Consider the following 25,310-nt stretch of genomic DNA (forward strand, 5'->3'; position numbering starts at 1 on the left):
CACCCAAAAAAACAATATGGCAAACATACAATTCAAAGCGCTTCCATCCAATAGTCCGAGTCTATTTCCTGAGAATATTTTAGATCGTATTCCAATGAACCATCCGGTTCGGTTGGTGAGTCAGGTTGTTGATCAGTTGGATCTAGATCATATTATCCGTCAGTATAAAGGCGGAGGCACCACTAGTTTTCACCCTAGAATGCTCATTAAGGTGCTGTTCTACGCCTATTTAAGCAATATCTATTCTTGCCGAAAAATTGAGCGCGCCTTACAAGAGAATATCCATTTCATGTGGCTTTCGGGCAATAGCACACCTGATTATCGTACGATCAATTATTTCAGAGGAAAGCGTCTTAAAGGACAGATACAAGAGCTGTTTGCAAGTATCGTTCGTATGCTGCATGATATGGAGTATGTTAGCCTGAAAGTTCAATATGTTGATGGTACCAAGATCGAGTCGGTCGCTGGTCGTTATACGTTCGTTTGGAAGAAATCGGTCGAGAAGAATAAGGTAAAGCTAGAAGCAAACATTGCTTCGGTTCTTTCGGAAATCGAGGCTCAGATCGCCCAAGACCAATCTTCATTAGGGCATCAAGAAGTTAGCAAGGCCATTGATAGCAGTCGGTTGAAGGAAAAGATCGAAGCGATCAATGCCAAGTTCAAAGGAGCCAATAAATCTACTGATAAGCAGCTTAAGAAACTTGAAGAGGACTATTTGCCTCGACTAGAGAAATATGAAGAGCAACTGGAAGTACTGGGAGATCGCAATAGTTATAGCAAGACCGATACCGATGCTGTGTTTATGCGGATGAAAGAGGACCACATGAAGAATGGCCAGCTTAAGCCAGCCTATAATACCCAAATCAGCACCGAAGATCAGTTCATCACCCATTACAGCATCCATCAAACAACTGCCGACACCACAACCCTGCCGGAACATTTGGAAGGCTTTGAGTCCCATTACGGAAAACAAAGCGAACAGCTTGTAGCAGACGCCGGTTATGGTAGTGAACAGAACTATGAATTGATGGAAAAACAGGGCATAACTGCCTTTGTCAAGTACAATTACTTTCATGTGGAACAGAAGCGCAAGCATAAATAGGATCCTTTCTCGGTACAGAATCTGTATTACAACCAGCAAGATGACTATTATGTATGTCCGGCCGGACAGAAGCTCAGCTATATCGGTCATGCAACCAGAGTTAGTACCAATGGATATACTGCCCGGGTAAGCTGTTATCAGGCTCAGCGATGCGAAGGCTGCCCAATGCGCAGTGGGTGCCATAAAGCAAAAGGCAATCGTATTATTGAAGTGAACCACAGGCTTGATCAGCTCAAGGCTAAAGCCCGAAAAAGACTGCTATCAGAAGAGGGAATGTACCATCGAAGCAAGCGACCCATAGAAGTGGAAGCTGTTTTCGGTCAGATGAAAAGCAACAACAAGTTTACCCGGTTCACGATGAAAGGACTGGAGAAAGTCGCTGTAGAGTTCGGTTTGATGGCCATTGCTCATAACCTCAGAAAATGGGCAAAAAAGTGGGCAAACGATGTCTTGTTTCGAAATGGTTATAGCGATAAAACACTATATACGATAAAAATTGGAGTCAGGAGCGTTAAAACCACAAAATATAAACTTACTGCTTAAAACTCAAAAATGAAAACAGTAATGGAATCGCAAAAGCTATAAAACAGAAGAAGGTGCCTTTTTAGACACCTTCTTCCTTTTTTATTAAGCTGATCTATTTTACATTGATCACATGATGTAAAGACAGTTGCATTTGAAAGGTTCCTTTATTCGAACCTACATGTTGTAACATACTACCTACTTGTATTCCTAAATTATCCTTCACTTTATACCCCACTCCAGCATACAGTCGGTTTCGATCAAAAGTTTTGAGTGGTTCAGGTTGAAATGCATTGATAAACACCTCTTCGTATAGCGCTATATAAGCTCCACCGGCAGCAAATTTCTTTTCACTTAGTGGTATATCCGCAAATAGACAATATCTCGCGCGTCCGTACACGTCTCTATCTTCTATAAAACGTTCTTCAAGACGCAAACGATGTCGGATACGAGTGGATTGTAGATTATGTGTCCATACAAGATCTTGAAAAATCCGATGTTCATTGAACGGATTGTTAGGTGCTCCCTTTAACTCTGAATAAATGTAACCATAACCTAGCGTCGCAGTTAAGTTTGGCTTAATTTGGTATTGCCCACCTACTCGAATGAGGGTTTGGTTATGATCACCTCCAAATTGAAAATCGCGAATTTGTAGCTCGTGGTAAATACCAAACTTGCTATTTGTAAATTTCGTCTGGCCGTAATAGAGCAATGCAGATTCTAGTTTTTGAGCATAGGAACAACTGGTTCCAAACAGGAAAAGAATAAAAATAAGAGCGATAGATTTCATTCCCGCAAGATAAATAATACCATTAGAAGCTGAAATAATACCTAAGGTAATATTCTTGATAGATTAGCATGGTAATCAACTGAAAAAACAAACCCATAGATTGATTTATATATTCAATCTATGGGCTTATTTATTAATTATTAGTACAGCCTAAATCGATCTTTAGGTTATCTTTTGTTTGAATATTTCCTCCGCTTGAGGATCATCAAAAGCTTTTATTTGTTTAAGCAATTTCTTCTTCATTTTCTTTAAGACCTTCTGATAGGAAGGATCAGAAGCCAAGTTTTTCAACTCTTTAGGATCTTTTTCCATATCGAATAGCTCCCATGCTTCTACACGTTTGTAAAATCGAATTAATTTATATCTTCCAGATTTGACCCCGAAATGTGGTGATACTGCATGCTCGCCATTTTCAAAATAGTGATAATAAACATCGTCCCTATGTTTCTTATCTGTATGATTTAAGACCGACAGGAATGACTTACCCTGCATATCATCAGGTTTAGCGATTCCCGCAAGCTCTAATAGCGTTGGAGCGATGTCTGCATTGACGACATTCGCTTGAATCTTTGAGTCCGCAGGGATTAATCCTGGCTTTCTCATAATCATTGGCGTCCTAAACGACTCTTCATACATAAATCTCTTATCAAACCAGCCATGCTCTCCCATATAGAAACCTTGATCAGACAGGTAGATAACGATTGTATTCTCTTCTAATTTTTCTTGCTGAAGATAATCCAATACACGTCCAATATTACGATCCATAGATTGCGCTGTATTTAAATAGTCAATCATATAACGTCGATACTTCCACTCTGCTAGCTCTTTACCTTTCAGATTACTATTCTTAAATTGCTCGAAAATAGGGCGATAGTACTTTATATAAGCCGCTTTTTGCGCTTCGTCCATACGTTTAAAGTTACCATCAGCCATCATCTCTTCAACAGAGTTGAACATCTTTAGATCATAGCCCATTCGCATATCCTTGTCAATTGACATTTCTTGAACTGCTGCAGCCTTCCTTGTTGCATAATCATCATAGAAACTAGCTGGTAAAGGTATATTCTGCTGATCATAAGTTCCAAAATCCTTAGGATCCGGCATCCAGGTTCTGTGCGTTGCTTTATGTCCGATTACTAAACAGAATGGCTGCTCGCGATTGATTGTATCTAACCAGTTCAACGCTTTGTCTGTGACCAGGTCAGAAACATATCCATGCTCACGTAATTTCCCTTTTTTAGAGATAAAATCTGGGTTAAAGTAATGCCCCTGATCAACAAGGATGTCATAATAATCAAATCCCTGAAGCTTTTCGCCGAGATGAATTTTACCAATCCAAGAAGTATGATAACCGACATGCTGTAACTCCTTCACAAATAAGTTTTGAGAGAAATCAAAAACTGAAGTTTCATTGTCTTTAAAACCGTTTTTATGACTATACTTTCCTGTCAACAATGTGGCCCTTGAAGGACCACATATCGAATTATTGACATACGCATTTGTAAATACCGCACCTTGTTTTGCTAATCGATCAATTTGAGGCGTCTTAGCAACTTGAGCGCCATAAGCACCAATTGTTTGATAGGAATGATCATCCGAAATAATAATAACAATATTGGGCTTCTTTTGCTGTCCTAGCGCAACAAATCCACATACGACCCAGATTAATGAAAGCAATATCCTCATGGTATTTTATTTTTGTTGTTTAAAAACTAACGAGACGCTTTCGCCATTCGTTGATTTAACAAGTACCGTTGCCGTTCGTTCGGCCGATGTATTATTTTTCGCGACAATGACCTGCTGTGTAACTTTGGCAGAGCCGTATTTTCTGCTAATGGTTACCCAATTCGCTTCGGCCGCTGCTTCAATCCAGAACGCATTTGTTGTCGCATCTATTGTTAGTGCATATGAACCTCCCGCCGCAGGAATGCTAGCAGGTATTTCATGTACAAGGTCAAATGTCCCTACTTGTGGTTTAACATGTTGATCCTTTTCACAGGATGAGAAGAAAATCGCACATAACAAGACAATAAGATAGAAAGATTTATTGCGATTAAGAATTTGCATAATTTGACTTTTCATAGTTTACCAATTAGGGTTTTGTTTCCATTTACCATTTGTTAACTCCAGCATTCGCTGTTGAATTGGTAATAAATAATCTCTGTTTACTTTAAATCCATATCCGTTCGGCATCACCTGCTTGTATGGATCGATGTATCTTTTGCTGTCTGAAGCCTGTCCATTTAAATAGAAATTGATACTTTTTCCTGCTGGCGCCGTATCGAAATAGAGTAAGGCGTCGCCATAAAATCCTGTTGATGTGTTTTGCGTTGCTAGATCACTTCCGACAAAAAGTGCTCCCAACGGTCGTTTACCAACAAGCAATACATCAGCAGCAGCCCAACGCATAATATCATTCAGACGAGTTCCTTCGGCAACCATCTCCACACGACGCTCTCTACGTACGGCTTGTAAGGCCTTTGAAAGATTACGGAATGGATAATCCGCTTGGGTATTGTATTCCGCTTCGATGTTAACCGCTGGCATACCTACTCGGGTTCGTAAAGGCGTTAAAGCTTGAACCGCTAAGTTGACATCACCATCCAATTCTACAATCGCTTCTGCATAATTCAAAAGCACTTCCGCGTAACGGAAATAAATTACCGGTGCCGCACTCATCCCATCATCCGTAGTCGCCGCTACGTTGTTGTACTCAACGTATTTGTACATCGGGTAACCAGTTGTATTGCGGTTAAATCCACTTTGATTAATAGGCGGATAGCTTGGAACAACAGCGCCAGGACGTAGTGGTTGTCCAGCAACACCTGCTGTTTGAAACAATCGAGGATCACGAATGGTAGGTTGCAATTCCTCGCCATAGCTTTTTTGTGCTTGCTCACGTTGCAATCCAACAAATGGCTTACCTTCTCGAGTCAAATAGTCATCAACGAGACTTAAGGTGATACCAATATCTCCTCCAGCAGTTGATAAATATTTAGAAACTCCATGTCCTATATTTTCTGCTGGATTATATCGACGGAATAATAAAACTTCTCTATCCCCTCTTAAATCCGTATTAATAAACATGTTTTTATAATCTTCCAATGGCTTTCCTGTGGAAGATATCTGCCAACGACCAGCATCCATGACCTTTTTCGCAGCATCACGTGCCTGCGTCAAATAAGAGCTAATCTTTTGCGCATTAATCCCTGGAGAAGCAAAACCTGTTGCCTTTGCTTGATGATATTTTTGCCATGTACCCTCGTGCAAAGCAACTCTTGAACTCATCGCCCAAGCAACATCGCGGTGAATACGCATGGTATTATTGTTTGATTGTACAGCCAATAATTCTCCTGCGCGATCTAAATCCTTTAGAATAGAATCAACAACAACTAATCTACTATCGCGTTCTAGAAATGTAGATTCATCTTCCGCATTCAACAGGCTATTTACCCAGCTGACATCACCATATTTCTTAACCAGGTTAAAATAGAACCAAGCTCTAAAGAAGTAAGCTTCGCCAAGGTATTGATTAATGTCTGCAGCATTACCTTTCGCCTGCTTCGCTTGATTCAAGAAGAAATTTAATCCGCGAATCTGTTTGTATTCGGATAATTCCGTTGCATTTGATATCGTTAACTGTCCATTCAGACGAGGATTTACAGTTGTAAAAATCATATTATCCGTCCGCGCATCATCATATGCCACACCTTCGCCTCCTGTAAAGTTCGGATGGTTAGGTAGTTGCTCATAAAATTGATTCATATAAAGTCTCAATTCATTGACTGAAGCAAGGCTTCCGCTCGTTGACAGTTGGTCTTGAGGCAGACGATTTAAGAAGTCTTCACTACAGCTGCACGTGAAGATTAATAAAAGAATATATAGGGAATGAATTTTTTTCATTGTGAATACATTAAAATGTGACATTTAAACCGAATGAATACACTTTACTCAAAGGATAAAGTTTACCGGTTCCTGATCCACCAGTCAAAGTCTCCGGATCGAACATACCTGCAACTTTTGTAAATGTGAGTAAGTTATCACCTGTACCAAATATACTTAGGCGGCTAATTTTCATGCGTTGAGTCCATTCTTTGTTGAAGGTATATTGAACTGTCAAGTTCTTTAAACGGATATAAGACGCATTTTGAACATAACGACTTGATGGTGACTGAGTCTTATTCGTATAAGAAGCAATTGCTCCAACAGGTGCTGCATACGGATTTGGATAATATCCATCTGGATTGCTCTCGCTGAAATAATCTAAATGCTCTCTGAAAACATTCACCTGCGCCAAGGATCCCGAACCCCAGAAATAAGCATCTAATGCTTTCGGCAAGAACTCTTGCTTTCCAACACCCTGCCATAGCATACTTAAGCTCCAATTTTTCCAGTTCACACCGCCTGATAGGCTAAAATTATATCTTGAACTACTATTACCAATAATACTATAGTCTCCGGAATCACCTACACGATTAGCACCGATATCAATCTTACCATCGCCATTAATATCTTCATACTTCACATCACCGGCTACCCAATCGCGTGCCGATAGGTACGAGCGATTTAAGCTTGAATTGTAATTCGCGGCTTCCTCAGCAGTTTTTAAAAGGCTATTTGCGGTAAATCCCCAGATTTCGCCAACTACTTTTCCTTCATACCATGCGTCAGCAGGATTAAAACGTGTAGGGTTTTGATAGCGTGTAACGACAGAACGATAATCCGTAAGCATCAAGCCTAAATCATAGCTTAAATCTTCTGAGATATTGTCCTTCCATTTTACAGAAAGTTCCCATCCACGTGTTCTCAAATCGGCATTATTTGATTGCGGAGGTGTCGCTCCGTACATGTCTGCCACGTCGCGAGAGGGACCTAACATATCTTTTGTATTACGTTGGTACCATTCCAACGTTCCCGACAATCTGTTCTCCAACATCGCATAATCAAGACCAATATTGGTACTTTGAACTTTCTCCCATGTAATTAATGGGTTAAATGCTCCTGGCGCTTCAATAAAGCTTTCGCGTTCGTCACCGAAATAATAACGACCTCCTGTTCCTAATCCGGGAACGGAAATTTTCATGTTCTCTAGGTAAGCATACATATTTGCTCCAGCCTGGTTTCCAAGATTACCATAAGATCCACGAAGCTTAAGTTGATTTAACCAAGGCAAAGTGTTCTTAACAACCTGTTCCTCGCTAATATTATAAGCTGCAGAAACCGAAGGGAAGAAACCCCAACGTTGATCACTTGCAAAACGAGAAGAACCATCATAACGGCCATTTAATTCCAATAGGAATTTACTATTGAAATTATAGTTGATACGAGCAAAGAATCCCCTAGTAGCCCAGTGATTTCTGATTTCAGTAGATGACTTTGTCCCTGTTGCTAGATCAGTTCCAGGACGATCAAAACTAATAAGCTCAGTTGCTGAAGCTCCCAATTCTTTGTATTGATTGTATTCCTGTTGGAAACCCGCAGTTAAGTCAAATTGATGTTTATCTACAGCGACTTTATAGTTCGTATAGATGTTAGGTGTTATATAAGCCTGTTCATACATTCTTCTGGCATAGCTACCTGACAATGGAATATTATACTCCGAACGATTCATCAAAATAGGAGTACCATCAACTCCGTAGATTGTACCCGGCACTTTTAACGTTGAACCTTCAAAATTTCGCTTGCTGTAGTTCAAATCGGCAAAAATCTTCCAATTTTTAGCAGGAGTAATCTCTAGTCCACCCAATATAACCAACGCTGCATTGTTGCTCTTATCTTCAGAGCCTGATTGTAAATAAGGCACAAAGGATTGCTCCGTAAAATTACCATAGAAATCATATGGCGAAACATTGGGTCTCATACGTGCTAGATTATGAAAAAACAAATCCTCATATCCGGCTAATGGCGATTGGTTCTGATTATGGGTATACTTTACGTTACTTTTCAGCTTAATAAAGTCTGCCAATTGTGAATTAACAGAAACATTGAAATTATATCGATTGTAATTGATATCTGCATATCGCAAGGCACCGTCCTCTTGATAAATTCCACCGGAAACATAGAATTGTGTCCCTTCATTACCTCCGCTCAGATTCATCGTGTAATTCTGGCGAAGAGCATATGGTTTATAATGGAAGTTAAACCAATCTGTATTCGCTACCCCATTGGCACTATTCTCCCAACTCGTATAATTATTGCTATTTAGTTCAGGAAAAATAGATACAGATCCTGGGTTATCGATATATTGTTGCAATAGCGCAATCTTCTCTTCCGAGTACTGTTTGGTTCCAAGTGCATTAAAAGTCGCCGAATTGAAGTAGTTAGCGAAATCTACTGAATTAACCATGTCTGGTAAGTTTACAGGAGATGTAAAGCCTGTATTAGAACTAAAATTGATTTGCTTTCTGCCTGCCGATCCTTTTTTCGTTGTTACTAAAATAACACCATAGGCAGCGCGAGAACCGTAAATCGCTGCTGCAGAAGCATCCTTTAGTACAGAGATATTCTCAATATCATTTGGATTGACGTCAGCAAGTGACATTTCCATCCCATCTACCAAGACATATGGTTGATCTGATCCACTTAAGTTACCTGTACCACGAACGTTCATTTTAAATGATTGTCCAGGCTTCGTCGCGCCGTTCACACTAACGTTTAGGCCCGGCATAGTTCCTTGTAAACTTTGCGTAGCATTTACAACTGGACGATTTGCTATTTGATCTCCAGATATGGTAGCAACCGAACCTGTTAGATTAACTCGCTTTTGCGTGCCATAACCAACAACAATAACCTCTTCAAGCTGCGCAAGATCCTCCGAAAGGACAACTTGCAATGGCTGCCCATTGAAAGGAATTTCTTGGCTCAGAAAACTAACATAACTAAATACTATGACTGGATTGCTGCCTTCAAGTTCTAATGAGAATTGCCCATCGCTGTTCGTACTCGTAGAGCGTTGTGTCCCCTTCTGCTTGACAGATACTGCCACCAAGGCATTGCCATGCTGATCTTTTACTGTTCCAGAAGCGACACTAGACTGTTCGTCACTACGTTCGATTAATACGCGATTGACTCCGACTTGAGTCATTTGAAAATTCTGTGCTTTTAGAATTGGACGTAATAATTCCCGCCAATCCTTTTTCTCAACCTGCACATTAGAAATACTAATATTGCGAATAGCATTATCGTTGTATATAAACGAAACTTTGGTCTGCTCTTCAATAGAGTTTAACAGATTCTTCAGTTTAACGTCCCGAAAATGCATGGAAACTTTGTTCTGTGCGTTGCTTTCACTAGCCATGCTGTGAGCAGCAAAAGCCATTATAAAAATCAAGATAAATTTGACCATCAAGATCCGCTTAACATAATAAGGAATAGGCACACGACTTATTTCATGTGGTTTTTTTTTCATAAATTTAGTTTTTAAATAATCAGATTGAGCATCCAACTTTCCTAGGGCGAGATGCTCATGGTTAAATCATTTGGGTATTCCTTTTCCAAAGGAATACCTTTTTTTATCGTTTTATTACTTGATAATAATCGTATCTCCTTTCATCATATATTTCAGGTTTTTGTTTGTTTTTTGTAGTAGAGACAATACTTGCTGACAGGTTGGCTCCTCAAAGACTCCTGTGAATGCTTGCTCTTTCATTAGGTTATTTTCAATAACAATCGGAACATTGTACCAACGCTCCAATCGCTTGACGACCACTGGAAGGCGATCAGCTTTAAAAACAAGCTTGTTTTCTGTCCAAAGCGCATCCAATGCCTTATCGTCTTTTTTCTCTACTGAGCGGAATGCTACGGTATGCTGGATGGCAATGCTGTCAGCAACAGCTAGACTAATTTCACCGTTGATTTCCTTCCGTTCTATCTCCACACGATCGCCAGGCTTCATCACGAAGTCTTTTCTACCTTTCGTTTCATTCAAGGTAAGCTTCACTTTTCCTTCAATCAACGAAGTAACAATTTGCCCTTGTTCTGGATAAGCTCTTAAATTAAAGACAGTCCCTATCACATTCACATCAACATCTCTTACGCTCACTTTCATAGGAAGCGCCTTATTTTTGGCAACAGAAAAATAACCTTCACCCAATAACCGCATCTCTCGGTGTTCTTTTCCATACCCCGGTTTAAGCAAAAGCTTACTATCGCTATTTAACCAAACTTCGGTACCATCAATAAGCTTAAAGTATTTACGTTCACCTTTTTCGGAACTTAACTCCATCCAATTCCCGCGAATTGTGGTATTCTGTTGTCTCAATAAGAAGATGAAAGAGAAGATAAGAAGTATTGCGGCAGCAATCTTAAGCGACGTTTTCCAAGGAAATAGTCTTTGAGGCGAAACAGGTAAAACTTTCGAAGGGATTAAATCAGGAAGATCATTTGGTCTAGATTTTTCATAGAGAACCTCTATCTCTAGTCTTTCACGCTCAGTATCTTCAGATAATTTTAGAAAACCGTAAAGTTGCATACGCTGCGGATCTTGCTCAAGCAAAAGCTGCAGTCGAATTTCTTGCTCAACAGTTAGCTCATTAGCTAAGGCGAGATTCAATAAGGTTAGAAATTCTTCCTCTGTATGATTCATATTTTTGGTCTTCAATAACGAAGACACCTATTGGATACGAAATCACCAATGCGAATTGACATTATATTCAATAAAAAACATAACTTACTGAATATCAAGAAAACAAATATTCTATTTTTTTATAGATTGCCAAATCTTGCGGAGTGCAATTTGAATATGGCGATCAACAGTATTCTTAGAGATCTTCATAATTACGGCAGCCTCTTGATAGGTATGACTTTCCTCCTTAACCAATAAAAAAGCTTGCTTAGTTTTTTCTGGTAGGTCTGCAATCGCTTGTTCAATTTCGGTTAGTCCTTCTTGTTGAATAATCATCATTTCTGGATCAAGTGTATTTATTGCCATCTCAGGAAGATCTTCTGGCAGGACATAAACTGGTTGATTCAATCGTATCAAATTTAGACAGCGGTTCTTAACAATACGAAGTAGAAACGCCTCAACTGAAGTGAGGTGTAGCAAATCAGCGCCTAAATGCCACATCTTCCACATCGCTTCCGAAGTAACATCCTGTGCCATGCCTTTATCCCTCAATAACCCATATGCATAACGCTCTAGAAACTTATAGTTTCTTAGGAAATAAGATTTAAAAACGATCTCATCCCGATGTTGCGCAATACGCTCCTGTTCAAAGGAAGTTAAAGGTATAAAAGGCATCTTTCGCTTAGTGACCCCGCAAGATAAGAATTTTTAAAATAAACCAAAAAAGCGGGCATGAGGAACTAAATATATCCCTCGATTCTACTAAAAACCTCTAGTTTGTTTCAAAAAAAACTTAACTACACTTGTCTTTCTCTATATCGAATACCTTAAATAAAAAAACGCATATGGATTTGGTCCATATGCGTTTCCTCATTCATTCGACTTGAAGGTATTTCCGTTTTTTAGTGTTTAATATCAAAAAAACAGATTATAGTATCTTATTCCGGTATATTATGGGCGAACTAGTGAAAGTCCACCATCGATAACGATACTCGCACCAGTAAGTAACCTATTTGCTGAAGAGCATATCCATAAAACTTGCTTAGCAACTTCATTGCTTTCTAGAATCCCACTTAATGGAACGATATTCTTCGCTTTCTCTTGAGCATCGGGTTCTTTCTGCCAAACCTGTTTGCTCAAGCCAGCATTAACAAATCCCGGAGCGATCTCATTGACACGAATCCCAAAAGGAGCGTAGGTTAATGCCATCGTCTGACAAAGCATACGAACCGCAGCTTTCGAAACAGTATATGCTGGTAAATTGGAATGAACAGCATGCGCGGCCCAACTTCCTATAAAGACAATGGATCCTGCAATCTGATTCTCTTGAAATAATTTAGCGCACGAATTTGCCACATGGAAAGATCCATTCAAGTTGACATTAATCTCATCCATCCATTCTGCAGCAGATATACTTGTTAAGTCTTTTACGGTCACTTTAGACGCGTTGGCAATAACGATATCAATTGATCCATGACGAACCTTACAATCCTCAAGCCAGCTTGAAACCGCGACATAATCTCTGACATCTACCATAGCATAGTGCAGATTTGGATGTTTCAATAATTCAGGCTGCTGTTTATTGGCTTCTTCTTTAGCAAAGATGTCTGAAATGCAAACCTGACTCCCTTGTTCTAGGAACAAGGTCGCCATTGCAGCACCTATATCACCGATTGCACCTGTAATGACTACGGTCTTATTTTTAAACTCACTCATCTTCTTTCAGCATTAGATTTACCAATCGCCTACACTTCCATCTTTATAGAAGGTTCGTTGCAATACCTCTTGTTGAAAAGGGTGCTTCTTCACTTCCTCTTCATTAATCTCGATCCCTAGTCCTGGTTTATTATTTGGTAGAACAATTCGCCCCTTTTCTTGAACAGTGAAACCTTCCGAAACAACATCCTGTCTCCATTCTACATCTTTGTGAACACTTTCACAAATAATATAGGAAGGCGTCGCAAAACCTAATTCAATAGATGCAGCTGTACTTACTGGTCCTTGAGGGTTATGCGGAGCCATAGAAACGCGATATGCGTCGGCTAAGGCAGCAATCTTGCGCGCTTCGGATAAACCGCCACAATGTGTAATATCAGGTTGAATAACGCTTACGGCACGCTTCTCTAGCATTTCTCGGAATGCATGTACGCCAATAAGTCTTTCTCCCGATGCGATAGGTGTACTAACAGCACGTTGAATTAGCGCAATGTCTTCCATTGTTTCCGGCCAACAAGGCTCCTCGAAAAAGTATAATCCATAAGGTTCTAATGCCTTTGCAAATTGCATCCCCATACGAGGACTGGGCCTTGCATGACAATCAACCATAATATCGATATCATCACCTACAGCATTACGCATCGCTTCAACACATGCAACAGCATATTTAACAGGCTTTAAACCTTCCAGAGACATTGTTTCTGGGACGGCCATGGATTTGAAAGCTGTAAAGCCCTCTTCCACTGCTTGCTGCGCTAAATCCCCAAATCGTTTTGCATCATTTGGAGCGGTTTCATAGAAATCTTCCATTTTCCCTCCACCTAGGTGGCAGTAAAGACGAATATAATCACGAACACGACCTCCCCATAATTCATGACAAGAAACCCCATGAACTTTACCTAGGATATCCCATAAGGCAATGTCTATTCCACTGATGGCTGTACCACGAACAATACCGTTTCCATGCCAAAAATGCTGTCTATACATCATTTGCCAAAGATGCTCTATACGTCGAGGATCTTCACCGATGAGAAGCTGTTCAATATCTTTGATCGCTCCAACAACACTTTGGGTATGCCATTCTAAAGTTGCTTCGCCCCAACCCCATAGCCCTGGTTGATCTGTGAGTACTTTTACAAATATCCAGTTACGCATTCGTGCATGACACACTAACGTTTCTATTCCGGTTATTTTCATAATATTATATCGTTTTTAAAACTTTTTCTGTTGCTTCTAATGTTGCGTAAATATCTTCCTCCGTATGTGCGAAAGATATACTCCCTTGCTTAATTGCTGCCGGAAAGTTGAAAATTCCTTGCTCAATTAATCGTTTACGATAGGTTGTATCTAATTCGAAGTTATGATTTGTTGCAATATCATGAAAGTTCTTAGGCGCATGATCCATAAAATAGACACAGAACGCAGAACCTTGTCTAGCAACATGAAATGGTACTCCTAAAATAGGAAAAAGCTTGTTATATCCTTCTTCCAAGATAGCACCTAGTCTTTCTACATGCTCGTAAACACCAACTTGTGGATTGGACAACTTCTTCAAAGTAGCAATTGCGGCAGCAGTTGTCATCGGAAAAGCATTAAAGGTACCAGCAATCATTACTCTCCTTTTCTTATCTGGATCGACAAAATAATCCATATATTTCTTTTTCCCGGCAATAACACCTAAAGGATAACCATTCGCGACAGCCTTTCCAAAGGTTGATAAATCTGGCTTTACATTCACCAATGATTGGTAACCTCCAAGCGCATGTCTAAAACCAGTCTTCACCTCATCAAAAATAAGTAAGAATCCCTGCTCATCTGCTAATGCTCTAAGTCCTTCCAAGTATCCCGCTTCTGGCTTTACAATGCCCACATTTTGAAGGATAGGTTCCAATAAAATACACGCAATCTCATATTTGGACACCAGTTCTCGCACACTATCTAAATCGTTGAAATTGACAACATGAACTAGGCTACTATGCGCTTTAGGTACTCCAGCGCTCAACGAATCAAATGGATATTCTCCCGGACTTTGAAACGGGCCAACGTCCGATAAACTACTGATGACATTACAAGCCACGTCATTATGCCAACCATTATATCCTCCTTGCATCACAATGATGTGATCTCGGTTGGTCGCTGCTCTAGCAATTCTAATTGCATGGTAGGTTGCTTCGGAACCGGTTGTAGTAATTTGAATACTCTCCGCATTTGGAACACTCTGACAGAATAACTCGGCAAACTCTCCCTCCAATAACGTTGGTCCGGCACCCATCAAAACTTGATTTTCTTGCATTGTTTTCAAAACTGCTGCATTCACATCTTGATCGTTGTGCCCAAGAAACGATGCGGCAAAACCAGCCTGATAATCAATATATGAATTGCCGTCTGCATCTACCACACGACTTCCCTGCCCCTGCACAAAGCAAATGTTAGGATCTGATTTCCTATTTAGCGAAACAACACCACCTGGAATCCATTGGGCATTTTTGCGAAGTATATCCTCCGACTTTGAATATTCTGACATAATGAACGAGTTTTATTCTGAACCTTTATTATAATTCATAAAAGAATTGGCTAATATTATATGTATACCAAATTACAATATTTTTGTATACATTTCAAAGCGTTTATTTATATTTTTTTTTAAAAAGAGATTTTGAAAGCTTAACAAAATTGGAAGAGGAAGTAAGTTGATCAACTGCATAAAACATGGATCTACAGTCCAAATAAATCATCAAGTCAATATCGAATGCTGATTGCCATCCTACCCTATTGACCTGATAAAAAAATGATTATAATTTACTTAATAACCTAGGACAGTTAGCATCAGCAAAATCGAGAAATTTGACCTATACAAGTAAGAGAGGCTAAACAGCATATCCGTTAATCTTCAACAAGCTCAAGCGACTCTTGCTCACCTCGCTCTAAATGCTTGACTAAAGTGCTATATGCCAAATCCCAATTATCGGTCTTTAGCGCTTGCACAATTAGACGATGTTCTGTATCAGTCTCCATGTAATCTTCCATTTGTCCAAGAATAGCTCCGATTTTCATGTGAAACAAAGGGATATTGCTACTCTCATAAATATTAATCAATCGGGCATTATTGGTTCCATGAATTAGACGTTCGTGGAAACGAACATCCGCTTCACAAGCGCCTCCATAGTATCCTCTATTGACCATATTTGAGAAATCATTACAGATCGATTCAAGATCTTCAATAAGGTCAGCATTCCGCTTTACAAAGAGAACCTTCAGCGCGCCGATTTCAAGGATTTCACGCAACTCACGAATCGCATGTACATCTTCAATGGTTATCTTTTTCACGAAGCATCCACCCTTCTCTCCAACTTCCACCAGACTTTCTCCAGCAAGACGCATAAAGGCTTCTCGAACAGCGACACGACTAACATCCAATCTTTCGGCCCATGCACTTTCTACCAGTCTCGCACCTCCAGACAATTGACTCGAAAGAATTTTTTTGCGCACTTCCAAATACACCTTTTTTGCTAATGAATCATCTCTCATGGATAAGCGGCTCTAACGCAATAATTAAATGTGATTATTTATTGTTGTGTGATTTTAAATTGCCTTCTGCCGCTCCGTATTGACGTCCTGGACGCAACAGAATCTTTCCTCCTTGTTGTTTCCACGAAAAAGCATGTTCGTTCGGTTGAACACGAATATTAAAGCTCGTGTTTTTATCACTGTTTTGCAGATTCCAAAAACCGTCTGACATACCTAATAAAATCACTTCGTAAAGCTTATCTCCAGGTATCTCGAAACCGATTTCTTCTCTCAAATAGCGCCCTGGTTTTCCAATAATTACAAGCTTATCAGCAATCGACAGTTGGTAATAGTTCGCAAACTCACGAACTTGAGTTGGCAATTTCGCATGTCCTTCTTCATACAATTGATACAAGGCCGCAAAATTATGCTCACCTTCTTTGTTTAAAGATTCAACCATTACACGAGTACCTTTGGCTTCCGGCCAAGGCGAATTCACTTGATATTTATCTCCGAATACATAAGCGCTTGAATCTCCACTCAATAGCTTTAATCGGCGATTATCTTTACTTGGACTTATCAATTCCACATCTGCATGCCCACCTTTTCCTTTAAATCGACTTGTTAAACGAACACCATTCGCTAATACTTCTGGCGCTGTTAACGTATTAATCTGCCAATAAGCTTCAAAATCCTTATTAGCCGCTTTCATCTCGTCGATTACAAAAATTGCCGCAGGAACATCTTCTCTTTCTAGATTTAGAAACAGGAAATTCTTCGCATAAGACTGAACTTTAGAAGTGTATGCTGCAGTTAAATCCATGGAATAATAACTGAAACTTGGTCGAATTGGGTCGGGGCCGAAAGCCGAAGCTAATGTCTTACCCGTCTGAAACCATGAATCACCTAGCACTTCTGCTTTTGTTTTAGGGAACCGCTGACTGAAACGTGTCCCGCCATCATTCGTCTTCGTACGAAATAACAATGGTTCACTCGGATCCCGCAAAAGCATCATACTATGCGATATAGATCGCTTGTTGAAATTGAAATCATAAGGGCTTCCATAGGATAAATACAAACCTAAATCACCAACTTGAATACCATGATAATAGATTTGAAGCGCACCAGCATCTGCATGTTGATGATTCCCAAAATGATATCCTGCACCCTTTATTTCCGCAACTACATCTCCACTAGCTTTATCCTCACTCCAACCAGTACGAGCAATCATAGATCCTAAAATGGGACCAAAGTCTTTTGTCAATGGAAGCTTAGAACGATCATCAGCCGCTTTTAGCGTCGGATCGTTTAATAATAAATACAAAACTGGATTCTCTGGCAATGCGCCTTGCTTGAAGAACTCTGCTTTAATCATCGGATCTCCGTTAAAAGCATAGCATAAAAGCATCGTCTGCGGGTTTTTCCAATAAAACTCATCGCTACTGGAGTACTTCACATTGAACATATCCCCATCTCGTAGCATCTTCCCATCTGGAGTTCGCATATACAGCCAGTAATCGCTCATATTTTTGATATTGTCATCAAAAACAGAATACCCTAACATGCGATAGTACAACCATACGGCGTGCATTTCCCAGCCAAATCGATACCCTCCATAATCAACCCCCTGATTGTGTCGAGGAGACTGATATTCGAACTTACGCATCGGCACCAGTTGTTCTAAAATAGTATAGGAAACGTAACGATAGGGCTCAGGATCTTCATCAAAAATAGCTAGACTCCAAGCCAGCATATCCCGACAAATTTGAGCCTCATTGCCGTGTCCATTGATAATGCTTTCCAATCCATAAAAAGGAGGCCATCCAATTTCCATGTCCTGCACTAAACGCATCATTTCAGTACGTAATACATCTTTCTGCTCTTTGCTCAATAAATCATAACACCAGTCATAAACCAGTGCTCCTCGATAAATTGCTCGACCTAATTCACGCGTAATATCGCCGTAGGTAACATTCCCAAACTCCAAACGCGCAAAATATTCCGTTACCAAAGAAATCGCCTCTTTCCCAACAACCGCATCTTTGGTCATCAAATAATAAAAAGCCTTCTCTTCAATTACTTGCTCTAGTTTCTCATCGTGGAAAATTTCGTGTTGATTAGCATATGGAAAACGATAAGCTTCTTTTGCAGTCACAGAAACACGCGCCCAAGCTTCCTGATTCTCCTCCGACAATAGACGCTTCTGAACCACAGGTAATGTTTCTGAATTTACCCAAAGACGAGGATGCGAAGCATTCGGTTTTACCTGAGGTTGATAAACGATTGCATCGGCAGGTGCAATTGGAGCTTGATAGGGCTTTACCGACAATTCCTTAAACAAGATATTGTTAGGCAGCCATATCTTCAACGTTTCTTTTTTGTTGTGGAACTCAAACTTCCCTAGTTCTTGCTTGCCAGCTTTATACTGATCAAACAGAATACGTTTTGTTATCTTTCCGGAACCGAGTTGTAGAAAACCGTACTTGGTTAACTTACCAGATTTATCAGATGCCCTAAGTTGTGCCTCGTCAATAACCTCAACGACCGCATCCAATATATACGTTCCTGGCTGATTCACGCGGATTTCAACCCACGCGTCTGCGGCAGATATCGGATAGGCATCCTCCACATTCTGTTTTTTCGACAATCCGGATACCTGTTCGTTGCGAACAAGGGATATCCCTTTTGCGCGTTTGAAATCCTGGTAAGTATAAACAGTTGTTTGCTGTGCTTTCGAGCACACAGCAAACAACACAAGCATCAGCAAAAATATAATTCGGCAATATTTCATTCTAATATTTATTCTATTCAATATATGTATTCTTTGGTACTGAATCGCTAAACGATTTACCAACCTGGGTTTTGCGTTAATAATGGATTCAAATCACGCTCTGACTGCGGAATTGGCCATAAGTAATAATGATCCGGAAAGCCACGCTGACGGATATTTACACCTGTAAATTCTGTCATCCAAACACCGTCTACAACATCCTTTCCAATCTTCCAACGACGGATATCAGAATATCGCTGTCCTTCGCCAGCAAGTTCAACGATTCGCTCTTTACGAATTCGTTCACGCATTTGTTCCTTATTCAACCCGGCAGGTAGATTAGGCATCCCTGCTCGCGTACGCACTTGATTAACTGCCGCATAAATCGTCTGATCTGGATTCCCGAGCGCTTCATTCTTCGCTTCTGCATACATTAATATAACATCAGCTAGACGAACAAGCGGGAAATTAATTGGCATATTATCCTGAAGCGTATAGCTAGCACCAGTTTCTACGAATTTTCTCCAAGCATAACTTCCGTTTGTCCAAACTGGCACATAGGCAGTCGCATCGGAGCTAACCACAGGAAATCGGTATAAGAATGTTGCCCCACCGCGCCCTACGAATGTTGACCAAGGCACAACCACAGACTGATGCATACGTGGATCTCTGTTTTCAAACAATTGACGAACAGTAGTCTCATCGCTCCAGTCGCTAACGCGATTCGGATTGAACGTTTCGCCTGCAGCATTCTTAAAGTTAGCAAAATCAAAGGCCGTACCATCTGCCATCTCGAAGGTATTGACTAATTTAGGTGTTGGTCTAGTACGTTGTGAACCTGTTGTGGCTCCACGTGCATTACCATAATTACGATCTGTCGCAATACCATGACCTTGTTCTGCTATATATTGAACATCGAGGATTACCTCTGTATTGTTATTTCCTGCGACGCGAAATAGTGAATGAAAATCATTAACTAATCGGCGATCACTTTTATCCATCAACTCTTTAAAATCAGCTGCTGCCAAATCATATTTCTTCGCCCAAAGATGTGCTTTACCACGCATAGCAAGAGCCGCCCATTTCGTAGCGCGACCTTTATCCGACTGCACATAGCTTTCAGGAAGGGTTGCATAGGCCTCCGTCAAATCTTTTACAATAAGATCATAAACCTCTTGCTCCGCTGCGCGCGCATTGTATGCCTCATCGACATTCATTGCTGTCGTATAAAGCGGCACCGCGCCGAAGTAGTCCCACAGCTTAAAATAAAAATAAGCACGGAAGAACTTTGCCTCACCTAACAATCGGTTCTTCATCCCAGCATCCATATTAATATCAGGAACTTTGCTTAACACCGTATTGGCACGAAAAATTCCTTTATAAAAAATACCCCATGAGGTTTGATAGAACCCCGCATTCGCAGGGAATACGCCCGTAGTTAAACCAGTAGCAAAAGACTGATACGATATGTCAGTAAAATCATCCATCATTCCATAGATAACAATACTATTTGTAAACTCTTTATTTGCTGAATACATGCTATTAACCCCTTTAATAGCATCTTCTTGGGTTTTCCAAAAGCTTCCCTCGGAAAGACCAACAAGTGAATTGCGATCGAGGAAATCGCTACATGAACTACATACAACAGCAGCCGCTGCGGCTATTACTATATTTCTAAATTTTGTAAACATGACGTTAGCGTTAGAAGGTAATATTTAAACCAATTACCCATTGTTTCATTAGTGGATAAGCAACTGATGCGTTTTCTGGATTATAACCTTCGAATTTGCTGAAGGTAAAATAGTTTTCCAAGTTTGCATAAACTCGTAGACGATCAACTTTGAACTTCGACGATGTTGCTTGCGGTAAAGCATAGCCCAATTGCAAAGATTTAATTCGGAAATAAGACGTATTGTATAACCAATAATCACTATACACCGTGTTTAAAGCTGATCCTGAAGTTAAAAGACGTGGATATTCAGTACTTTTATTTTCTGGCGTCCAGCGATTCAAGATCTCTTTTCTTTGCAAGAATCCTTCATTAATATTGAAGGTATTGAAGCCATCGTTGCCCCAATATTGTTGCACAGCACTCATACCCTGCGCTACGACATTCAAATCGAAATCTTTATACGCAACACTCACATTGAACCCGTAAGTATATTTAGGCAATGCCGAATAATCCTTCACCACGCGATCTTGATCATCAAAAATCTTATCGCCGTTCGTATCTTTATACAGCATATCACCAGGTTTAGGCTTACCGCCTACGTAAGTTCCAAAAGTATAGCCATCATTAACTAACTGATCGATTTCCGATTGATCTTGAATAATTCTATCAAATTCTAATAGGAAAAAGCTATTGTAAGGACTTCCTTCTTGGGTAATATTCATGGCGTTGATCGAGCGGTTACCATTAAACTTCGATACATTATTATTTACCGTAGAAAAGTTTCCATTAATCGCGTAGGTCCAGTCTTGATTGATACGATCTGAATAACCCAATTGGAATTCAAATCCCTTATTACTCATCTCCGCGATATTTTGCCATGGTGGCGAAAAATTCCCAAGAACCATTGGAATAGGGATTTTCGTTAAGATATCGCTAGTTTTTTTGTTAAAATATTCAGCACTGAAGTTTAATCGGTTTGCCAGCAAAGTAAGATCTAAACCAACATTTGATACCGTTGTTGTTTCCCACGTAATCTTGCTGTTCGCAATTTCTTTAGGCCCAACTCCCTGTGTCAAACTTCCACCAAATGGATATAAATAAGATCCATATACTACCTGATACGTATAATCACCAATACGGTTATTTCCTAGCTGACCCCAAGATCCACGAACCTTAATATCACTAAATATGCTTTTTAAAGATGCCGCAAAGGGCTCCTCGATGATTCTCCATCCAGCAGAAAAGGACGGAAAAAATCCCCATCGGTTTTCCTCTGCAAATCTTGAAGATCCGTCATAGCGCGCCGATGCTTCAAATAAATAACGTCCTTTGAAATCGTAATTTACACGTCCAAAAACAGATTGTAATGCATCATCTGTTCCCGAACCGTTAATTGCTTCCAAATTAGTACCAGCATCCAGGATATAGATCGCATCATCACCTAAAATATCGTTCTTCTTCGCATCAAAAATATCCATTCTGTTATACTGTTGATCGAAACCTAACAAGGCAGAAAGATTATGTGCATTCGAAAATGAAGTTCTATAACGCAATAAGGTATTTAAGATTGTTGAATAGTCCCGACGACTTGCGTTGAATAAGCTGTTTACACTCGGTCTCTCTTGGTAAGCAGAATTTGTTTGCAGATTCCATAATGCATACGGATTCGTATAAACCCAGTTACGGTTATTATTAAAATTGAAACCAAAGCTACTCTCCCATTCTAATCCTTTTAACAGATTAACATTAGCGAAGAACTTCATACCTAACTTTTGACGTTCAAAATTACCTCGTGCGTTATCTACATATGCTCTTGGATTAGAACCTTGAGCAAGCCCAGGAAACATTTCACCTCCATAGCGGCCTTGATCGTCTACAGGTATTACCCCAGGAGTTGTATTTCGAATATTGGAGAAAAAAGACGATACATCTACTGGACCACGATCGGACCAGTTTCCGAAGATATTTCCGCCTAAAGTCAAAAAGTTCTTCACTTTCGCATCTGCATTAATACGGAAATTATATCGCTTATACCCAGAATTATCGATGATCCCTTGATTATTAAGGTAACCCAGCGACATGGCGAAATTTCCTTTTTCGCCAGCGCCACGAAGCGCTAAATTATGTTCTGTAAGCACCGTTGAATTCAACATTTCCTGATACCAATCCGTATTCGGATATAAAGGATTACCAGCAGCAGATTCTTGTCTCCAAGTATCAATTAAGCCCTGTCCATATTTTTCGCGACCTTCGGACTCATTAACGAGCTCCATATGAGTTGCCATATCAGTAATGTAATCTACCGTCTTTGCTGCTTCTTGTTTACCAGCATAGCCATTATAAGAAACCGTAAATTTCTCTCCCGAGCCTCTTTTGGTCGTTACTAGAATCACACCATTCGCTGCTCTGGAACCATATATCGCTGACGAAGAAGCATCCTTCAATACCGAAACACTTTCTACATCATTTGGATTTACATCATTCAAAGCACCCGGTACCCCATCGATAATCACTAAAGGTGACGAATCATTCATCGTTCCCTTTCCGCGAACTAAAATATCAAAGCCCTCCGCACCCGGAGCGCCAGATGTTTGCGCGACATTTAAACCAGAACTTCGGCCTATCAAAGCGGACGCTAAATTTGTGTTGGGTCTGCTATTTGTTGCCTCATCAAATTTAACGACGGAAACCGCACCTGTTAAATTTACTTTCTTCTGACTGCCATATCCCACGACTACAACCTCATCGATTGAAGTATCTTCCGAATTTAATTTAACATTCGTTAAAGCGGAACCACTTAGGGTTTGCGACTGGTAGCCTAACATTCTTATTTCAAAGCGGTCTGTTGCAGTCCCCTGCTGCACGAACCTACCTTGCGCATCTGTTTGCACAGCATAGCCTGTTCTTAAATTTCGAACTTGTACGCTCGACAAGGCTACTCCTTGTGCATCAGTGATCGTTCCGGAAATTTCTTGTTGCTGATAAGTCTGTTGAGATTGCGAAAGATTCCAATCGCCTGTATAGAGCGGCTTCACATCGGTGACAGCCTGCACAGTTCCTAGCGCTAAGAAAGGAATACTTAGCACGAGGCAACCTCGATTCATCATCTGCCTGATTTTAAACTGTTTTCGGTTCATCTTATTCAGGATAATTTGATTAATTGATAAAGTAATTTAGTTTTTGGTTATTCGAACAAGTGCCATTGTGTTAAAAAGAAAACACTATAATCAAATATTTGAATACAATAATAATACATTTTTGTATACAATCAAATATATTAACATTTAAATCATGACTTCTCCCAGTTAGAAAAGTAGAATATTGATAAACGTTATTTACGCGCTGGAACGCAATAGGCACTTGAAAGTTGTAAAAAGAAGCATTTAGCTATACTTCATTTGAATGAATAGGCACTCGTAAGTCAAACTTCCTATTCAACATTCAAGGAAAAACATCATGGTAAACCATTAGAACAAAATCACTGTTTTCCATGATTGACTATCCTAAATATTCTAATGAAATTTGCGTCTCCTATGAAAAACAATTGTGAATGTTTAATCCAAAATGTTTACAATAATTAGCAGCAGCTAACTCGTTTTTTATAAATCGTCTAGATAAATAGATCAACCCCAGAAAAGACAAAAACATGGTAAATAAAGTACTTCTTTTAATGGCAACGGCTGTCCTGGCACTTTCCTGTAGTCAAAAAACCAAGGAAAGGGATCCTAATACACTTGGAGAATTCAGCGCAGAACACGCCACAGATGCCGAGAAAAACACAAATTCAAATTTTAAGTTGGACATGAATAGAATTGCTTTGTCTGATGTTGAAATTGGTGTTTTTCCATTCATCAACTTGTCGCATGGATTAGAAGAAATGAACAAACCTCTTGTTCGCGAGTTTGATGTATGTTTCTTTCCTATCGATGGAATCATGACACCCTTGGAAGGAAATTTATATAAAACCTCGATATCGCCGAAGCGTGGAGAGGATTTCTCCCAGCATTATTTTGAAAAAAGCATGGCGAAGTATTTAGATTCCATTGGGGCGGTCAAAGTTTTTGATGGAGAGATTAGTAAAGATGAATACGATCGATATCACAAACAAGACCCCAACAAAGGCGGAGAAGGTGATATGGGCTACGCGGGTCAAAACATAAAATTTTGGGTTCTACGTGCTAAAAATCAAGGGAATATCTATATTCAATATCATGCTTACAATGCGGGGGCATCGCTCAACATATTACAAGAAGCTGATTTTACGCAAACAATAAGCAAGGTGACTGCTGAAGAGATTGCAAAGGAGCTTTCCGAAAATGGTAAAGCAATCTTATACATCAATTTTGAAGTCGATCAATCAAAAATTAGTGATGAAGGTATGGAGATTGTCAAACAAATTGGAGAAGCCCTCAACAGCGACAAATCTTTAAAAATCGCAATCGAAGGACATACTGACAAAACGGGAGATCCATCAAAAAACAAAATATTATCAAACGATCGTGCAAATGCCGTCATGCTAGCCTTAGTTACAGATGGTATAGATCAATCGCGGTTAACGGCCAATGGTTTCGGTTCAGAAAAACCATTAATCGCTGATGATTCAGAAAAAAACCAAGCAAAAAACAGAAGAGTTGAACTCATCCGTATTAATTAATATTCACTTTAATC

General features: G+C 39.9%; 15 protein-coding genes and 1 pseudogene. 2 read left to right on the forward strand and 14 right to left on the reverse strand.

Annotation, left to right across the window (positions count from 1 at the left end; genetic code table 11):
• Positions 1 to 16 precede the first annotated feature (16 nt).
• Positions 17 to 1,537: pseudogene (locus GFH32_RS16795) on the forward strand (IS1182 family transposase); the annotation flags it as partial.
• A 202-nt stretch (positions 1,538 to 1,739) separates the two neighbouring features.
• Here GFH32_RS16795 and GFH32_RS16800 read toward each other — a convergent pair.
• The 14 genes from GFH32_RS16800 to GFH32_RS16865 form a co-directional block, all read right to left on the reverse strand.
• Complete coding sequence (locus GFH32_RS16800) at positions 1,740 to 2,414, reverse strand: DUF2490 domain-containing protein (RefSeq protein ID WP_153512697.1); 675 nt, start codon at positions 2,412 to 2,414, stop codon at positions 1,740 to 1,742.
• 162 nt (positions 2,415 to 2,576) lie between these two features.
• Positions 2,577 to 4,100, reverse strand: a complete 1,524-nt coding sequence (locus GFH32_RS16805; RefSeq protein WP_153512698.1) for a sulfatase family protein — start codon at positions 4,098 to 4,100, stop codon at positions 2,577 to 2,579.
• A 6-nt stretch (positions 4,101 to 4,106) separates the two neighbouring features.
• Positions 4,107 to 4,496, reverse strand: a complete 390-nt coding sequence (locus tag GFH32_RS16810) for a BACON domain-containing protein (protein WP_153512699.1) — start codon at positions 4,494 to 4,496, stop codon at positions 4,107 to 4,109.
• Positions 4,497 to 4,499: 3 nt separating this feature from the next.
• The gene (locus GFH32_RS16815; protein ID WP_153512700.1) at positions 4,500 to 6,317 is read right to left on the reverse strand and encodes a RagB/SusD family nutrient uptake outer membrane protein; all 1,818 of its coding nucleotides are present in this window, start codon (positions 6,315 to 6,317) and stop codon (positions 4,500 to 4,502) included.
• Between the two features lie 10 nt (positions 6,318 to 6,327).
• Complete coding sequence (locus GFH32_RS16820; RefSeq protein WP_153512701.1) at positions 6,328 to 9,822, reverse strand: SusC/RagA family TonB-linked outer membrane protein; 3,495 nt, start codon at positions 9,820 to 9,822, stop codon at positions 6,328 to 6,330.
• Between the two features lie 114 nt (positions 9,823 to 9,936).
• Positions 9,937 to 10,998, reverse strand: coding sequence for a FecR family protein (locus tag GFH32_RS16825; protein WP_153512702.1), 1,062 nt, complete (start codon positions 10,996 to 10,998; stop codon positions 9,937 to 9,939).
• Between the two features lie 111 nt (positions 10,999 to 11,109).
• A complete protein-coding gene (locus tag GFH32_RS16830; RefSeq protein WP_153512703.1) occupies positions 11,110 to 11,652 on the reverse strand; it encodes an RNA polymerase sigma factor in 543 nt (180 codons plus the stop codon).
• Positions 11,653 to 11,928: 276 nt separating this feature from the next.
• Entirely contained in the window at positions 11,929 to 12,693 is a 765-nt protein-coding gene (locus tag GFH32_RS16835; RefSeq protein WP_153512704.1) for an SDR family NAD(P)-dependent oxidoreductase, read from the reverse strand.
• An 18-nt stretch (positions 12,694 to 12,711) separates the two neighbouring features.
• The gene (dgoD, locus tag GFH32_RS16840) at positions 12,712 to 13,890 is read right to left on the reverse strand and encodes a galactonate dehydratase (protein WP_153512705.1); all 1,179 of its coding nucleotides are present in this window, start codon (positions 13,888 to 13,890) and stop codon (positions 12,712 to 12,714) included.
• A 4-nt stretch (positions 13,891 to 13,894) separates the two neighbouring features.
• A complete protein-coding gene (locus tag GFH32_RS16845; RefSeq protein WP_153512706.1) occupies positions 13,895 to 15,217 on the reverse strand; it encodes an aspartate aminotransferase family protein in 1,323 nt (440 codons plus the stop codon).
• Between the two features lie 359 nt (positions 15,218 to 15,576).
• Positions 15,577 to 16,221: a GntR family transcriptional regulator gene (locus GFH32_RS16850; protein WP_153512707.1), complete on the reverse strand. Its 645-nt coding sequence runs from the start codon at positions 16,219 to 16,221 to the stop codon at positions 15,577 to 15,579.
• 34 nt (positions 16,222 to 16,255) lie between these two features.
• Positions 16,256 to 18,943 (reverse strand): DUF4962 domain-containing protein, encoded by a 2,688-nt coding sequence (locus GFH32_RS16855; RefSeq protein ID WP_228384161.1) that lies wholly within the window; start codon positions 18,941 to 18,943, stop codon positions 16,256 to 16,258.
• A 104-nt stretch (positions 18,944 to 19,047) separates the two neighbouring features.
• The gene (locus GFH32_RS16860) at positions 19,048 to 20,661 is read right to left on the reverse strand and encodes a RagB/SusD family nutrient uptake outer membrane protein (RefSeq protein ID WP_153512708.1); all 1,614 of its coding nucleotides are present in this window, start codon (positions 20,659 to 20,661) and stop codon (positions 19,048 to 19,050) included.
• A 10-nt stretch (positions 20,662 to 20,671) separates the two neighbouring features.
• Positions 20,672 to 23,749: a SusC/RagA family TonB-linked outer membrane protein gene (locus GFH32_RS16865; RefSeq protein WP_160366838.1), complete on the reverse strand. Its 3,078-nt coding sequence runs from the start codon at positions 23,747 to 23,749 to the stop codon at positions 20,672 to 20,674.
• Positions 23,750 to 24,288: 539 nt separating this feature from the next.
• On the opposite strand from GFH32_RS16865, the gene GFH32_RS16870 reads away from it, so the two are divergent.
• Entirely contained in the window at positions 24,289 to 25,296 is a 1,008-nt protein-coding gene (locus GFH32_RS16870; RefSeq protein ID WP_153512710.1) for an OmpA family protein, read from the forward strand.
• Positions 25,297 to 25,310 lie beyond the last annotated feature (14 nt).

Source organism: Sphingobacteruim zhuxiongii (genome assembly GCF_009557615.1).
Taxonomy (GTDB): domain Bacteria; phylum Bacteroidota; class Bacteroidia; order Sphingobacteriales; family Sphingobacteriaceae; genus Sphingobacterium; species Sphingobacterium zhuxiongii.

Coding starts and splice junctions, on each gene's coding strand:
- GFH32_RS16800 (WP_153512697.1), bottom strand. CDS start 2,414: ATGAAATCTATCGCTCTTATTTTTATTCTTTTCCTGTTTGGAACCAGT.
- GFH32_RS16805 (WP_153512698.1), bottom strand. CDS start 4,100: ATGAGGATATTGCTTTCATTAATCTGGGTCGTATGTGGATTTGTTGCG.
- GFH32_RS16810 (WP_153512699.1), bottom strand. CDS start 4,496: ATGAAAAGTCAAATTATGCAAATTCTTAATCGCAATAAATCTTTCTAT.
- GFH32_RS16815 (WP_153512700.1), bottom strand. CDS start 6,317: ATGAAAAAAATTCATTCCCTATATATTCTTTTATTAATCTTCACGTGC.
- GFH32_RS16820 (WP_153512701.1), bottom strand. CDS start 9,822: ATGAAAAAAAAACCACATGAAATAAGTCGTGTGCCTATTCCTTATTAT.
- GFH32_RS16825 (WP_153512702.1), bottom strand. CDS start 10,998: ATGAATCATACAGAGGAAGAATTTCTAACCTTATTGAATCTCGCCTTA.
- GFH32_RS16830 (WP_153512703.1), bottom strand. CDS start 11,652: ATGCCTTTTATACCTTTAACTTCCTTTGAACAGGAGCGTATTGCGCAA.
- GFH32_RS16835 (WP_153512704.1), bottom strand. CDS start 12,693: ATGAGTGAGTTTAAAAATAAGACCGTAGTCATTACAGGTGCAATCGGT.
- dgoD (WP_153512705.1), bottom strand. CDS start 13,890: ATGAAAATAACCGGAATAGAAACGTTAGTGTGTCATGCACGAATGCGT.
- GFH32_RS16845 (WP_153512706.1), bottom strand. CDS start 15,217: ATGTCAGAATATTCAAAGTCGGAGGATATACTTCGCAAAAATGCCCAA.
- GFH32_RS16850 (WP_153512707.1), bottom strand. CDS start 16,221: ATGAGAGATGATTCATTAGCAAAAAAGGTGTATTTGGAAGTGCGCAAA.
- GFH32_RS16860 (WP_153512708.1), bottom strand. CDS start 20,661: ATGTTTACAAAATTTAGAAATATAGTAATAGCCGCAGCGGCTGCTGTT.
- GFH32_RS16865 (WP_160366838.1), bottom strand. CDS start 23,749: ATGATGAATCGAGGTTGCCTCGTGCTAAGTATTCCTTTCTTAGCGCTA.
- GFH32_RS16870 (WP_153512710.1), top strand. CDS start 24,289: ATGGTAAATAAAGTACTTCTTTTAATGGCAACGGCTGTCCTGGCACTT.